Genomic DNA, 14,723 nt, shown 5'->3' on the forward strand with positions numbered 1-14,723 from the left:
CGATCGTCTCCGCAAAGGGAAAACACCGCATGCTGTGCCGGTTTCGCCTGGGCCTGCTCGCCGTCTGCCTGGCCGCGGGGACGGCGCTGTCCGCGACCGCCGCGCCGCGGATCGAAGCGCCGGTGCACAGCGCCGAAGGCATCGCCGAGTACCGCTTCGACAACGGCCTGCAGCTGGTGCTGTTTCCCGATCCCAGCAGCCCGGTGACCACGGTCAACGTGACCTACCGTGTGGGCTCGCGCCACGAAGGCTACGGCGAAACCGGCATGGCGCACCTGCTCGAGCACCTGGTGTTCAAGGGCACGCCCACGCATCCCGACATCCCCGGCCAGATGAAGGCGCGCGGCATCCGCTACAACGGCACGACGTGGTTCGACCGCACCAACTACTTCGCCAGTTTCTCCAGCGACCCCGACACCCTGGCCTGGCTGCTGCGGTTGGAAGCCGACCGCATGGTGAATTCGCACATCGCGCGCGCGGATCTCGACAGCGAGATGACCGTGGTGCGCAACGAGATGGAATCGGGCGAGAACAGCCCCACGCGCGTGCTGCTGCAGCGGGTGATGGGCGCGGCCTACCAGTGGCACAACTACGGCAATGCGACCATCGGCGCACGCAGCGACGTGGAGAACGTGCCGATCGAGCGTCTGCAGGCGTTCTATCGCACCTGGTACCAGCCCGACAACGCGGTGCTGGTGATCGCCGGTGATTTCGATCCGGTCGAGGCCATGGCGCTCGTCGGCGCGAGTTTCGGTGCGCTGCCGAGGCCCGAGCGCGCGCTGCCGGTCACCTACACGCGCGAGCCGGCGCAGGACGGTGCCCGGCACGTGGAGGTGCGCCGCGTCGGGCGCACGCCGTATCTCGCCACCGGCTACCACACGCCGGCCGGGCGCCACCCCGACAGCGCGGCGCTGTCGGTGCTGGCCCAGGTCCTGGGGCACACGCCGGGCGGGCGTCTGCACCGCGCGCTGGTCGAACGCGGCGCGGCCACGGGCGTATCGGCCATGTCGTACGCGCTCGACGAGGCCGGCTATCTGGCGTTCCTGGTGGAAGCGCCCGAGAACGCCGACATCGACGCCCTGCAGGCGGCGCTGCTGGCGGAGGTCGAAGACGCGGCCGCTGCGCCGTTCACCGAGGCCGAGGTGGCCGAGGCGCGCGAGCGCCTGCTCGCCGGCTATTCGCGTGCGATGCGCGATCCGAACGCGGTCGGCGTGGCCCTGTCGGAAGCCATCGCCCAGGGCGACTGGCGGCTGCTGCTGCTGGCCCGCGACCGGCTGGAGACGGTGAGCGTCGACGATGTCATCCGCGTCGCGGCGACCTATCTCAAGCCCGACAACCGCACCAGCGGCCGCTTCGTGCCGACCGACCGCGCCGAGCGCGTGGTGATCCCCGAGCCGCCGTCGGCCGAGACGCTGCTTGCCGGTTACGTGGGCCGCCCGGCCCTGGCCGCCGGCGAGGCCTTCGACGCGTCACCGGCCAACATCGATGCACGGACCCGCACCTGGACGCTGTCCAACGGGGCGAAGCTCGCAGTGCTCGACAAGGCCACGCGTGGCGGCGCGGTGCAGCTGCGCATGACGCTGCGCCTGGGCGACGAAGCCAGCCTCCACGGGCAGGCCGAGGCCGGCTCGATGGCGGGCGCGATGCTGATGCGCGGCGCGGGTGCGTTCGACCGTGCGGGCCTGTCGCGGGAACTCACCCGGCTGGGCTCGACGCTGTCGGTGGGCGGCAACGCGACCGCGGTCAACGTCGGCGCCAGCACCGACCGCGCGCGCGTCGGCGCTCTGCTCGATCTGCTGGCGACGATTCTGCGCACGCCGACGTTTCCCGAGCAGGAATTCGCCCAGCTGCGCACCCAGGCCATCACCGGCATCCGCGGCAGCATGACCGAGCCGGGCGCGCTGGCGAACCAGGCGATGGCGCAGCATTTCGATCCGTTTCCGCCCGGCCACCCGTATCACAGCCCGACGTTCGAGCAGCGCATTGCCGCGCTCGAAGCGCTGGACATCGACGCGCTGCGCGCATTCCATCGCGCGTTCTACGGCATGGGCGCAGGCACCACGATCGCCGTCGTCGGCGACGTCGATGCCGAGGCCGTGCACGCCCAGCTCGAGCGGCTGTTCGGCGACTGGACACCGGCCACGCCGTTCGCGCGCATCCCGCTGCCGGCCACGCCGCGGCCGCCCGCGCACGTGCGCCTGCCCACGCCCGACCGTCCGAATGCGGTGTTCATGGCGCGCCAGGCGCTGGCGCTGGACCAGGACCATCCGGACTATCCGGCGCTGCTGCTCGGCAATCACGTGCTCGGCGGCGGCGGCATGAAATCGCGACTGGCCGACCGTATCCGCCAGCGCGAAGGCCTGAGCTACAGCGTGAGTTCGAACTTCAGCGCCAATGCCTTCGACCCGGTCGGCAGCTTCGGCGGCTACGCGATCGCCGCACCGCAGAACATGGCGCAGGTGGAGACGGCCTTCCGCGAGGAGCTGCAGCGCCTGCGCGAGACCGAGATGCCCGATGCGGAGCGGGCGGACACGCTGGACGGACTGCTGCGTGCGCGCCGCACCTCGCGCGCCAACGATGCGCAGCTGGTGGGCATGCTCAACGACAATCTCTATCTCGGCCGCGACATGGCGTTCTCGGCCGCGTTCGAAGACCGCCTGCGCGCGCTGACGCCGGCCGACATCCGCGCCGCGATGGCGCGGCATCTGGATCCGGCGCAGCTGTCGGTGTTCATCGGTGGCGACTTCGATGCCGCCGGCGGTCAGCCCGCGCCTGTGGCCGCGGACTGACGCGCGTCCCCGCTCAGCCCTGGGGCGGGCTGGGCGGCGGCGCCTGCTGCGACATCTGCTGGAGCTCGGCACACATCTGCTGTTGCTGCGCCGGTGTCGCACTGCGGTACTGCGCCTGCACGCGGCCGTGCGCGGTGTTGAATTCCTGCTCGAAGGTGCCGGCGTCGCCGCCGAGGCGCACGAATTCCGCCTGCTGGCGCGCACGCGCGTCGGCCAGCTGCGCCGGACCGATGTCGGGCTCGCACAGTTCGACCGCCGCATGCATGGCGCCGCCGAGGCCCGCGAGCTGGTTGAGCATCGCTGCCGGCGGCGCCCCGTCCATCGGCGCGTCCGCGCGCGGCGTGGCATCGGGTCCGGTGGTCGCTTCGCCGGACTGCTGTGCACGCGCCGCTTCGCTCGGCACGGTGCGGGTGTCGTCGACGGTGTCGGTCTGCACGGCGGTGTCGGCAGCGGGCGGCGCGCGCTCGCCACAGGCGGCCAGGCCGAGCGTGGCGGCGAGCGCGGCGAGGCCCGCGATGGCGCGGAAACGGGGCTGGATCATGGGGAACTCCTGGCGTCGGTGCACACGACCCTAGCAGCCGCAGCGCGAAGCCGGAGTCGCCGGCTCACGGCGTCTGCGGCGTGGCCCGACGACTGCGGTAGCACTGCAGATGGACCCACGCGGCCTCGAGATGCGGCACGCCCAGGCCGGCGCGGCGTGCGCGCTCGACCATGTCACCTACGATCTGGGCCGCTTCGACATCCTGCCCGGACTCGAGATCGCGCAGCATCGACGCGGTGACCGCGGAGCCGGCCTTGGTCAGCAGCGCGCGGGCCTGCTGCGCGGCCTCGGGCGGAATCGGCTGTCCTTCGGCCGCCGCGACGGCGAGGCATTCGGCGTGCAGCGCGCCGAGAAAGGCGGGTCCGCCGTCGGCGTCGACGATGCGGCCGATGCTCGCGCGCATCAGGCAGGTGGCTGCGGCCAGGCTGGAGAGGAAGGCGAACTTGTTCCACGCCGCCTGCGCGAAGGTGTCGCTGCGCACGCCGTCGAAACCCTCGGCGCGTGCACAGGCCGCCTCCAGCGCACGTGTGCGCGCGCTGCCGTTGCGCGCGGGGTCGCGCTCGCCGAAGGTCATCGACGGCGGCGACGGCAGATGCACGATCTCACCGTGTTCGCCTTTCACCGCGCTGATGAAACACAGCCCGCCGAGCACGGCATCGGCGCCGAAGCGCGCGTCGAGCACCGGGTAATGGCGCAGGCCGTTGAGGATCGGCATGACCGCGGTCCCGGCACCGACCGCCGGTGCGACGGCCTCGATCGCGCTGTCGAGGTCGTAGGCCTTGCAGCTCAGCAGCACCAGATCGAACGGGCGCTCGGCCGCGAGCGCCGGCAGCGCATCGGCGGTGACGTGGGCCACCTGCAGATCGGCATCGCCGAGGGCGCTGCGGAGCTGCAGCCCCTCACGCGCGAGCTGCGCCGCGCGCGCCGGGCGCACGAGAAAGGTGATGTCGACACCGGCCTGCGCGAGGCGGCCGCCGAAGTAACCGCCGGTGCCGCCGGCGCCGAGAACGAGAATGCGCATGCGGTGATGGTAACGGGCGGCGACGGCGTGCGGCGTCAGGACCGACCTCCGAGCAAGGTGGGCGCGGTTGTGCGTCGTCTGTATCCTGCACGTCTGGATCCAGGTATCGACAAGGAGTCACGATGGCCCGTACGTCTCGCTGTGCTTCCATTCTCCTGATTGCCGGTATGACGCTGGCCACGGCCGCATGCAATCGATCGGCGCCTGCCGCGCCCGACACCGCGAGCGACGTCACCACCGCAGCGCCTGATGTGACACCGCCTGCTCCCGCCGCCGGGGAGGAGCGGCTTTCCCCCGACGCCTGGAGCGAACAGGCGCGCCAGTCGGCGACCGCCGCGACGCCGGAGGACGTGGCCGCCGAAGCCGCGGCTGCCGGTCGCGCAATGGCCGAAGTGTGCGGGTTCAGCGAGACGGAGATGCAGCAGCTCGTCGCGCGGGAAACTGCCGAAGGCCGGGGCCCCGGGTTCGAAGCCCGGGTGGCCGCTCACATGCCGCGCCTGCGGCAGGTACAGCAGACGCAGCGCCGCGAGAACGAAGCGGCGTACCAGGAGAATTGCGAGTTCCTGCGGTTCATGCAGAACAATCGCGGCTGACGCCAGCGCCTGCCGCGCATCGCGAGATGCGCCGGCCATCGCGGTGCCTGCGTCAGGCGTAGCCGATCCACACCGCGATGATGAGGGCGATCGACGCGGCTGCCATCAACTTCAGCATCAACGGCCAGGCGAAGCGGAACCAGCGGTCGTACGGCACGCCGGCCATGCCGAGGATCGCCATCAGCACGATGTTGGTCGGCAGGATCAGGTTGGCGAAGCCGTCGCCGAACTGGAACGCGAGCACCGCGACCTGGCGCTCGACGCCGGCGACGTCGGCCAGCGGGGTCATGATCGGCATCGTCGCGAATGCCTGGCCGGAGCCGGACGGAATGAAGAAGTTGATCAACGTCTGCATCAGCAGCATGCCCACCGCCGACAGTTCCGGCCCCAGCCGCGACAGCGGCATCGACGCCGCGTGCACGATGGTGTGCAGCACCTGGCCGTCTTCGAGGATCAGCGCGATCGAGCGTGCGAAACCGACCAGAAGCGCGACCACCGCCAGTTCCGCCGCGCCTGCAGCGAAGCGCCGCGCGGTGTCGTCGACGCCGAGCCGGCCGATCAGGCCCGCCGCCAGCGCGACCACCAGCCACAGCGCGCCGAGTTCGGTGAGATACCAGCCGCGCTGCGAGATGCCGTAGACCATCAGCACGACCGCGGCGATCACGACGACCGCGATCGCCGCATGACGGCGGTCGAACGGCGGATGGTCGGTGGCGGCGGCCGGCGCTGCGCTGTCGACACCGACCATCAGGCTCGCGCCGGGATCGGCGGCGACCCGGCGTGCGTAGCGCCACACGTGATGCGCGGCGATCAGCACGAACGGCAGGAACAGCGCGAGCCGGAAGCCGATGCCCGAAGTCGGCGGCAGTTCGGCGATGTCTTGCGCCACCAGCACCGTGTACGGATTGGTCCAGGCCACGCCGTAGCCCACCACGTAGCCGCCGATCATGATGCCCATCGCGGTCATCGCATCCAGGCGCATCGCCAGGCACAGCGCCACCAGCACCGCCGCGAACGGAATGTATTCGGTGGATACGCCGAGCGTGCCGGAGCCGGCGGCGAATGCGGCCGTGCCGAACAGGATCAGCAGCGCCGGATGCCCGCCCAGCGTGCGCAGCAGCCAGCCCAGCAGCGCGTCGATCAGGCCGGTCGCGCGCAGCACCGCGATCGCGCCGCCGACGATCAGCAGGAAGAAGATGATCGCCTGCGCATCGGCCAGCGCGCGCGGCACCGAGGTGAACAGCGCGGCCGGACTGAGCCAGACGCGTTCGGCATGCACTGCATACGTGCCCGGCACGACCATCATCCGACCGGCTTCGTCGGCCTCGGTGGTGAAGCTGCCCTGCGGCAGCAGCCAGGTCGCGACCAGCGCCGCGATCATGATCAGGAACAGCAGGACGAGCGTATGCGGGATGCGGAAACGTGTGGTCACAGGCGCGGTTGCCGATGGCGAGTGACCGGCCATGCTACCCCACGCGGTTTTTGGCGCTGCGCGGCCTGCGGGCCGCGCCCGTCACTCAGCTGCGCAGCCCGATCCCGCGCTTGAGCAGCCACAGCGCCAATGCGCCGAGCACGATGACGAAACCGGCCATCAGTGCGAACGACACGCCGAGCGAGACGTCGCTGACCCCGAGCAGGCCGTAGCGGAACGCATTGACCATGTAGAAGATCGGATTCGCATGCGTCGCGGTCTCGGCCCAGCCGGGCAGCAGCGACACCGAATAGAACACGCCGCCCAGATAGGTCAGCGGGGTCAGGATGAAGATCGGCACGATGGCGACATCGTCGAACTTCTTGGCGTAGACCGCGTTGACGAAGCCGGCCAGGGCGAAGATCGTCGCGCCCAGCAGCACGGTGGCGAAGGTGATCACCGGATGCGGAATGCGCACGGTGGTGAACAGCATCGCGATGCCGAGCACGATGACGCCGACGGCGAGGCCGCGCGCGACCGCGCCGATCACGTAACCGCCCAGGATCACCCAGGCCGGCATCGGGCTGACCAGCAGTTCCTCGACGTGGCGGCCGAACTTCGCGCCGAAGAAACTCGACGAGATGTTGCCGTAGCTGTTCTGGATCACGCTCATCATCACCAGGCCCGGCACGATGAAATCCATGTAGCGGATGCCGTCCATCTCGCCGACGCGCGCGCCGATCAGCCCGCCGAAGATCAGGAAGTACAGCGTCATCGTGATCGCCGGCGGCACCAGGGTCTGGCCCCAGATGCGCAGGATGCGGACGATCTCGCGACGCGCGATGGTGCCGAGCGCCACCCAGTGGCGCTGCGCGCTGCCCTCGACGGCGGCGACGTCGGTGTGTGTGGTGTGGGTGCTCATGCCGCGGTCTCCGGCTGCGGGGCGGCTTTGGGGCCGGTCATGCGGACGAACAGCTCCTCCAGCCGGTTGGACTTGGTGCGCATCGAGCGCACGCGGATGCCGGCGCCGTCGAGCGTGGCGAAGACACGGTTGAGGTCCATCGCACGCGGCATGTCGAGGTCCAGCGTGTGATCGTCGGTGGCCTGGAGCACGGCGCCGTCGATCTGCGGCAGCGCGGCGGGCAGCGTGCCGTCGATGTCGAAGATGAAGCCCTCGACGTCGAGCTTGGACAGCAGTGCGCGCATCGGCCCCTGTTCGACGATGACGCCGCGATCGATGATCGCGAGGTTGCGGCACAGGCTCTCGGCTTCCTCCAGGTAGTGCGTGGTCAGGATGATCGTGGTGCCGGCGGCGTTGATCTCCTTGAGCGTCTGCCACATGCCGCGGCGGATCTCGATGTCGACGCCGGCGGTGGGCTCGTCGAGGATCAGCAGGCGCGGCCGCGTCATCATCGCGCGGGCGATCATCAGCCTACGCTTCATGCCGCCCGAGAGCGTGCGCGACATCGTCTTCGCCTTGTCCCAGAGCTGCGCGCGCTTGAGTTCCTGTTCCGCGCGCACCATCGCCTCGGCACGCGGAATGCCGTAGAAGCCCGCGTAGTTGACCAGGATGTCGAAGGGCTTTTCGAAGAAGTTGAAGTTGATCTCCTGCGGCACCAGGCCGATCAGCCGCATCGCCTCGTCGCGGCGGGTGTGCAGGTCGGTGCCGAACAGGCGCACCTCGCCCGAGGTCTTGTTGACCAGCGAGGAGATGATGCCGATCAGGGTGGACTTGCCGGCGCCGTTGGGGCCGAGCAGGGCGAAGAAATCGCCGGGCGCGACATCGAGCGAGATGCCCTTGAGCGCCTCGACACCGCCGGCGTAGGTCTTGCGCAGATCGCGCACCGACAAAGCCGGCGCAGTGGCCGGCGACACGTGGGGTTGCGTCATGGTCCGTGGAATCCGGGAGCCTGGCCTGCGGGGAGCCGCGGCCGAAGGCGCTAGTATAGGCGCCCGGCCGCAGCCGGCCTCGCGATGCAGTGTTGCGTTGCCCGGGGCGCAGCGGCCGCCCCCGTTCCGATCCGGTTGACGTCGTGGCCATCCAGCAGTTCCCGCTCAAGCTCACGGGCCGGCGCATGATCGCGCCGACCGTCGCCCACCTGTCCTTCGTCCGCGACGACGGGCAGCCGCTCGATTTCATCCCGGGCCAGTTCATCCAGATCCACTTCGAGTACGCCGACGGCACCGCGACCAAGCGCTCGTACTCGCTGGCGACGATCCACGACCATGCGATCGGCCCGGGCGAAGCGGTCGACATCGCGGTCAGCTACGTGCCCGGCGGCGCGGCGACGGCGCTGTTCGAAGGGATGGCGCTCGGCGACGCCGTGCAGGCCAGTGGCCCGTTCGGACGCTTCTGCCTGATGCCGCAGGACACCAACCGGCGTTACCTGCTGATCGGCACCGGCACCGGCGTGACGCCGTATCGCGCGATGCTGCCGCTGCTGGAACGCGCGATCGCCGAGCGCGGTGTCGAGGTGGTGCTGCTGATGGGCGCGCGCACGCCCGAGGAACTGCTCTACGGGGACGATTTCCGCGCGTTCGCCGATGCGCATCCGAACTTCCGCTTCGTGCCCTGCTTCTCGCGCGAACTGCCGGCCGATCCGCATCCCGACGTGCGCCACGGCTACGTGCAGCAGTTCCTCGCGGACTTCGCGCCTTCGGCGGACGGCGACATCGCGTATCTGTGCGGCAATCCGAACATGGTCGATGCCGCGTTCGACGCACTGAAGGATGCCGGCCTGCCGGTGCCGCTGATCCGCCGCGAGAAGTACGTCAGCAGCAAGTAGGCGGCGGCCGGCGTGACGGCACCCGCGCTCGGGATGCGCGGCCGTGTCGAACCCCCGCCGCGCGCCACCACCGGAGCGGCTTCGGCCGGGCGACGGGCGCACGGTGCCGGACGACCACCGGTCGCGTGGTGCGGGCGGCCGAAGCCCCGGGCCGGCCGCAACGCGCCGCTCGCCCCGGAGCCGCCGGCGATCGACGACGGACGATGGACACCGCAATGGACGCCGGCACCGGCATGACCCGGGACCTCCCTGTCCGGCGGGCCGGTGGCGAACCTGCTGACCACGGCGGTGCTGGCGGCCCTGGTGGCGTGGCTGCCGATGCCCGCGTGGCTGGCGGGCACGCTGATCGGCGCGGCGCCGGGTGCGGCGACGCTCGGTCTCGGCGACCTCTTTCCGCTGCACGTGCAGGGCTGGCGGTCGGACGGACGTGGCCTGCTCGACCTGGCGCGGCGCACGCCCGACGCGGCGCTGCAGGTGCAGATCAACCAGCGGATGGCGCTGAGCCATGTGGGCGTGCGCCCGCGCGACTGGCCGGCTTCGGCGATGCCCGCGGACGACGGCGCCGCCGCCAGCGCCGGGCTGCGGCTGTCGCGCGCGATCGATGCGCGTGACGCCGACGGCGCGCGCGCCGACGCATTGGCATTGGCCGACGCGTTCCACGGCGCCCCGGCGATCTGCCAGAGCGCCATCGCGGTCGCCCTCGCCAGTCATGCCGCGCTGCTGGTGGGGGACCGGGCGCTGGTGGCGGCGTGGCGGCGGCGCTGCGAAGGCGGGCTGAGGACCTGTCGCCGTATCGCGCGTGGCTGGACGCGGAGATCGCCCGGCTCGACGGCGATGCCGCCACGTGTACGGCGCATCGCGAACGTGCGCGGCCTCATCACCGGATTCCGGATGCGGCGAGCCGGCAGGTGCTCGACGCACGGCTGTCCGAGCTCGGGCGGGACTGATCGAGCGGGCGCGCGTTCGCGCGCGAGTCCGGACGATCCGGCCGCGCCGCACTCGCCCCGCGGTGCAGCGCGCCGGCGCACGGCGCTGCTGTGTAAAGCTCGCTTGACAGGCGGCACGTGCGGTCGCATGCTCGCTGTCAAGCTCACTTGACACGCAGGCCGCCATGACCCGCTCCGCCAATCAAGCGCCCATGCTCGCCGTTGCCGCGATGCTGCTGGGCGGCGCCATCGCCCTGCGTCTGCTGGTGCCGGACGCGCCGGTGTGGGCACCGGCCCTGCTCCTGCTGTCGGCGATCGCGATCGGCATGGTCGCCATCACCCGCTACGCCGGCAGCTGCGAGGCAGCGCCGCCGGCGCTGCAGCGTCGCTACACGCGGGAGATGCTGTTCGGCATGGGCAGCTACACCCTGCTGCTGTTCGTCTCGCTGCTGTGGCTGCGCGAGGTCGAGTCGCCGGGGTCGCGCGCGCTGATCGCACTGCTGCCGGTCGCGCCGATCGCCCTCGTGCTGCGCGCGATGGTGCGCTTCATTCGCGGCGTCGACGAACTGCAGCAGCGCATCGAACTCGAAGCGATCTGCATCGCCGCCGCGCTGGTGTCCTTCGCCTACATGACCGGCGGTTTCCTGCAGGCGGCGCGCGTCATCGACGTGCCCTCGAGCGCGGCGATGCTGTGGGTGTTTCCGCTGGTCTGCGGCACCTACGGCGTCGCAAAATCCGTCGTCGCGCGGCGCTACCGGTGAGGGGTCCGGCATGAAGAGCCGGGTGCGGGCGCTGCGCGAGGCACGGGGCTGGTCACAAGCACAGCTCGGGGAACGTCTGGAGGTGTCGAGACAGACGATCAACGCGATCGAGACCGGCAAGTACGATCCGAGCCTGCCGCTGGCGTTCCGGATCGCACGCGAGTTCGCCGAGCCGATCGAATCCATTTTCCTGTTCGAGGACGTTCCATGAGGACAACACGGCTTTCCCTGCTGGCAGTGGCCGCGACTGCGGCGCTGGCCGGCTGCAGCGGCGCGGCCCCCGCGCCTGCCGATGGCGAGGCCGCGCGGCCGGCGCGGATGTTCGGCCAGATCGCGTTCCACGGCTGCACGCTCGACGGCGGCAACGCCGCGACGCGCATCGAGGCGCAGTGCGCGACCCTCGAGGTGCCGGAAGATCCGGAGGCGCCGGACGGCCGGAGGATCGGCCTCAACATCGCGTGGCTGCCGGCGGATTCGAACGACGGCGGCACCGCCGATCCGGTGTTCTTCCTCGCAGGCGGTCCCGGCCAGGCGGCAACCGAGCTTGCCGCGCAGATCAACGCCGGCCTGCGTGAAGTGCGCCGCCAGCGCGACATCGTGCTGGTCGACCAGCGTGGCACCGGTGCGTCCAACCCGCTGACCTGCACCGATGCCGATGGCGAGGCGATCGAACTCGACGCGCTGACCGCGCCCGACGACGCCGCGCTCGACGGCTACGTCGGCCGCTGCCTGGCCGGTCTGGAAGGTCGCGCCGATCCGCGCTTCTACACCACCGCCAACGCGATCCGCGACCTCGACACCGTGCGCGCCGCCCTCGGCGCCGAGCAGGTGAACCTGGTCGGCGGCTCCTACGGCACCCGCGTCGCCCAGCAGTACGCGATGGCGTATCCGCAGCACACGCGCAGCCTCGTGCTCGACGGCGTGGCGCCGAACGATCTGGTCGTCGGCGGCGAGTTCGCGCACACCTTCGAGGATGCGCTGTCGCTGCAGTCCAAGCAGTGCGCGCAGGACGCGACATGCCGCGACCGCTTCCCGACCGATCTGCAGGCGCAGCTGCGCGGTGTGCTGTCGACGCTGCAGACGACGCCGGCACCGGTGACCTACCGCGACCCGACCACCGGCGCGCAACGCGACGGCGTGGTCACGCCGGACACGGTGACCGGCCTGGCGTTCCTGTTCTCGTACGCGCCGCAGACGGCGTCGCTGCTGCCGCTGATCCTCGACGAAGCCGCGCAGGGCCGCTACGGCCCGCTGATGTCGCTCTCGCAACTGATGGTCGCCAACGTCGGCGGGCAGATGACGCGCGGCATGCAGTGGTCGGTGATCTGCGCCGAGGATGCCAGCCGCTACCGCGAGGACGGCCGCGTCGCGGACACCATTCTCGGCCCCGGCGTCGCGCGCATGTTCTTCGGCGCCTGCCGCACCTGGCCCACCGGCACGCCACCGGCCAACCACACCGCGGCGCTGCAGTCCGACGTGCCCGCCCTGCTGATGTCGGGCGAACTCGACCCGGTGACGCCGCCCGCCTACGCCGAACGCGTGCTCGCCGGCCTGCCCAACGGACGCCACCTGGTGTTCAAGGGCCAGGGCCACGGCACGTTCGCGCTCGGCTGCGCGCCCAAACTGCTCGCGCAGTTCATCGAGCGCACCGACGCCAAGGCGCTGGATGCGACGTGTCTGGATGCGATGCGCCCGGTGCCGCCGTTCACCAGCTTCAACGGGTGGTCGCCGTGAGGGCCGGGATTGGGGAGTGGCGAATCGGGATTCGAACGCGCCCGATCTCCAGGCTTCCTGCCGTCTGCCCGACCTCCGCCAGCCCGTGGAATCCCCACTCCCGAATTTCCAATCCCGGATCGCACCCATGATCACCGCCCAGCACCTGCACAAGGCGTTCAAGACCAAGACCGGCACGGTCCAGGCGGTCGACGGCGTCGACTTCGTCGCCGAGGACGGCCGCATCACCGGCCTGCTCGGCCCCAACGGCGCCGGCAAGACCACCACGCTGCGCATGCTCTACACGCTGATGAAGCCCGACAGCGGCCGCGTGCTGGTCGACGGCATCGACGCGGCGCAGGACCCGGCCGCGGTGCGCCGCGTGCTGGGCGTGCTGCCCGACGCGCGCGGCGTCTACAAGCGCCTGACCGCGCGCGAGAACATCCGTTACTTCGGCGAACTGCACGGGCTGTCGAAGGCCGAAATCGCCGAGCGCACGCAGGTGCTCAGCGAACAGCTCGACATGGGCGAGATCCTCGACCGCCAGACCGAAGGCTTCAGCCAGGGCCAGCGCACCAAGACCGCGATCGCCCGCGCGCTGGTGCACGACCCGCGCAACGTCATCCTCGACGAGCCGACCAACGGTCTGGACGTGATGACCACGCGCGCGATGCGCGAGTTCCTGTTCAAGCTGCGCGACGACGGTCGCTGCGTGATCTTCTCCAGCCACATCATGCAGGAGGTCGCCGCGCTGTGTGACCGCATCGTCATCATCGCCAAGGGCCGCGTCGTCGCCGCGGGCACCGCCGACGAGCTGCGCGAGCGCTTCGGCAAGTCGAACCTGGAGGATGCGTTCGTCAGTGCGATCGGTTCGGAGGAGGGCCTGCTGGCATGAGCAATCTGCAATGGATGTGGTGCGTGGTGCGCAAGGAGCTCCTCGACATCCGGCGTGACCGGCGCACGTTGCTCATGGCGTTGCTGCTCAGCCCGCTGCTGACGCCACTGCTGTTGATGGGCATGAACTTGATGGCTGAAAAGCGGGTGAAGACCGAGATGGACCGCGTGCTCGACGTGCCGGTGATTGGCGCCGAGCATGCGCCGAACCTGATCGCGCATCTGGCGACGATGGGAATCAACGCGGTCGATGCGCCCCTCGATCTGGAGGCCGCGATCGCGGCGCAGAAGGTCGACGTGGCGCTCGAAATCCCGCCGAGTTTCGGTGACGACTGGGCAGCAGGACGCCCGGCGACGATCGAAGTGATCAGCGACAGTACCCGCCGCAACGCCGAGACACCGACGCGTCGCGTGCGTGCGGCGATCAGCGCCTACGGCCAGCAGGTGGGCGCTCTGCGCCTGCTCGCACGCGGCATCGATCCGTCGGTGGTCCAGCCCGTGGCCGTCGGCACACGTGACATGGCGAGCGAGGAAGCCAAGCGCGGCATGCTGCTGGCGTTCCTGCTGCCCTACCTGTTGATCCTGTCGAGCTTCATCGGCGGCGCGTATCTGATCCTCGATGCGACCGCGGGCGAACGCGAGCGTCAGTCGCTCGAGCCGTTGCTGGCCACACCTGCATCGCGCGGCGCGATCGTCAGCGGCAAGATCGCGGCTGCCTGCGTGATCGGCATGGCGGCATTGCTGCTGACGTTGCTGGCCTTCAAGGCAAGTGCACACGTCGGCGGCGGGTCGTCGCGGATGCTCGATGTGAGTTTCGGCGCGATGGCGAAGATGCTGCTGGTGCTGCTGCCGATGCTGCTGTTCGGCACCTCCCTGCTGACGCTTCTGGCGGCGACCGCCAAGAGCATGAAGGAGGCGCAGAGCCACATAACCTGGCTGCTGCTGTTGCCGATGATTCCGAGCGTGGTGCTGATGGTCAATCCGCTCAAGACCGAGCTGTGGCAGTTCGCGGTGCCGTTCCTGGCCCAGAACCAGCTGCTGCTCAAAGTGATCCGGGCCGAGCCGATCACGATGCAGATCTGGGCGCTCTATCTGCTGGCCAGCCTCGCCTTGGCCGGCCTGCTGTGGTTCGCCGCGGTCCGCCGCTACCAGCAGGAGAAGCTCGCGGTCGCAAGCTGAGCGCCGGGCGCGGTCCGGGCGACCACCCGGATCGCGTCGTCCGTCGCGGTGCGGCGCGGCGCGGCGCACACAGATCGCCAATGAAAAACGCCCGGCTCGTGCCGGGCGT

Annotated in this window: 14 protein-coding genes; 9 read left to right on the top strand and 5 right to left on the bottom strand. The window is 70.4% G+C overall.

All coding sequences use genetic code 11. From position 1 onward, the window contains the following. The first annotated feature begins 29 nt into the window (after positions 1 to 29). Positions 30 to 2,789, top strand: a complete 2,760-nt coding sequence (locus tag PQS31_RS08430) for a pitrilysin family protein (RefSeq protein ID WP_272762263.1) — start codon at positions 30 to 32, stop codon at positions 2,787 to 2,789. A gap of 13 nt (positions 2,790 to 2,802) precedes the next feature. On the opposite strand, the gene PQS31_RS08435 is transcribed toward PQS31_RS08430, so the two are convergent. Both PQS31_RS08435 and panE read right to left on the bottom strand, forming a co-directional pair. Then, entirely contained in the window at positions 2,803 to 3,330 is a 528-nt protein-coding gene (locus PQS31_RS08435; RefSeq protein ID WP_272762264.1) for a hypothetical protein, read from the bottom strand. A 64-nt stretch (positions 3,331 to 3,394) separates the two neighbouring features. Next, on the bottom strand, positions 3,395 to 4,351 hold the full coding sequence (gene panE / locus PQS31_RS08440) for a 2-dehydropantoate 2-reductase (RefSeq protein ID WP_272762265.1): 957 nt from the start codon (positions 4,349 to 4,351) through the stop codon (positions 3,395 to 3,397). A 122-nt stretch (positions 4,352 to 4,473) separates the two neighbouring features. On the opposite strand from panE, the gene PQS31_RS08445 reads away from it, so the two are divergent. Beyond that, positions 4,474 to 4,944, top strand: coding sequence for a hypothetical protein (locus PQS31_RS08445; protein ID WP_272762266.1), 471 nt, complete (start codon positions 4,474 to 4,476; stop codon positions 4,942 to 4,944). 52 nt (positions 4,945 to 4,996) lie between these two features. Here the strand turns inward: PQS31_RS08445 and PQS31_RS08450 are convergent, their stop codons facing one another. The 3 genes from PQS31_RS08450 to PQS31_RS08460 form a co-directional block, all read right to left on the bottom strand. Then, the gene (locus tag PQS31_RS08450; protein ID WP_272762267.1) at positions 4,997 to 6,376 is read right to left on the bottom strand and encodes a TIGR00366 family protein; all 1,380 of its coding nucleotides are present in this window, start codon (positions 6,374 to 6,376) and stop codon (positions 4,997 to 4,999) included. Positions 6,377 to 6,461: 85 nt separating this feature from the next. Continuing rightward, complete coding sequence (locus tag PQS31_RS08455; RefSeq protein ID WP_272762268.1) at positions 6,462 to 7,277, bottom strand: ABC transporter permease; 816 nt, start codon at positions 7,275 to 7,277, stop codon at positions 6,462 to 6,464. Then, positions 7,274 to 8,245 (bottom strand): ABC transporter ATP-binding protein, encoded by a 972-nt coding sequence (locus PQS31_RS08460; RefSeq protein ID WP_272762269.1) that lies wholly within the window; start codon positions 8,243 to 8,245, stop codon positions 7,274 to 7,276. The genes PQS31_RS08455 and PQS31_RS08460 overlap by 4 nt, the downstream gene beginning before the upstream one ends. Positions 8,246 to 8,388: 143 nt before the next feature. On the opposite strand from PQS31_RS08460, the gene PQS31_RS08465 reads away from it, so the two are divergent. The 7 genes from PQS31_RS08465 (at position 8,389) to PQS31_RS08495 (ending at position 14,614) form a co-directional block, all read left to right on the top strand. After that, positions 8,389 to 9,141 (top strand): ferredoxin--NADP reductase, encoded by a 753-nt coding sequence (locus PQS31_RS08465; protein WP_272762270.1) that lies wholly within the window; start codon positions 8,389 to 8,391, stop codon positions 9,139 to 9,141. A gap of 264 nt (positions 9,142 to 9,405) precedes the next feature. Further along, the gene (locus PQS31_RS08470; protein WP_272762271.1) at positions 9,406 to 10,239 is read left to right on the top strand and encodes a hypothetical protein; all 834 of its coding nucleotides are present in this window, start codon (positions 9,406 to 9,408) and stop codon (positions 10,237 to 10,239) included. 13 nt (positions 10,240 to 10,252) lie between these two features. After that, positions 10,253 to 10,828: a hypothetical protein gene (locus tag PQS31_RS08475; RefSeq protein WP_272762272.1), complete on the top strand. Its 576-nt coding sequence runs from the start codon at positions 10,253 to 10,255 to the stop codon at positions 10,826 to 10,828. Between the two features lie 10 nt (positions 10,829 to 10,838). Further along, on the top strand, positions 10,839 to 11,039 hold the full coding sequence (locus tag PQS31_RS08480; protein ID WP_272762273.1) for a helix-turn-helix transcriptional regulator: 201 nt from the start codon (positions 10,839 to 10,841) through the stop codon (positions 11,037 to 11,039). Continuing rightward, positions 11,036 to 12,562: an alpha/beta hydrolase gene (locus PQS31_RS08485; protein WP_272762274.1), complete on the top strand. Its 1,527-nt coding sequence runs from the start codon at positions 11,036 to 11,038 to the stop codon at positions 12,560 to 12,562. The genes PQS31_RS08480 and PQS31_RS08485 overlap by 4 nt, the downstream gene beginning before the upstream one ends. Positions 12,563 to 12,689: 127 nt before the next feature. Continuing rightward, positions 12,690 to 13,436: an ATP-binding cassette domain-containing protein gene (locus tag PQS31_RS08490; RefSeq protein ID WP_272762275.1), complete on the top strand. Its 747-nt coding sequence runs from the start codon at positions 12,690 to 12,692 to the stop codon at positions 13,434 to 13,436. Continuing rightward, positions 13,433 to 14,614 carry an ABC transporter permease gene (locus tag PQS31_RS08495; RefSeq protein WP_272762276.1) on the top strand — a complete coding sequence of 394 codons (1,182 nt, stop codon included), beginning with the start codon at positions 13,433 to 13,435 and terminating at the stop codon, positions 14,612 to 14,614. The genes PQS31_RS08490 and PQS31_RS08495 overlap by 4 nt, the downstream gene beginning before the upstream one ends. Positions 14,615 to 14,723: the final 109 nt, after the last annotated feature.

The organism is Luteimonas sp. BLCC-B24 (assembly GCF_028550595.1).
In the GTDB taxonomy this organism is placed as follows: Bacteria; Pseudomonadota; Gammaproteobacteria; order Xanthomonadales; family Xanthomonadaceae; genus Luteimonas.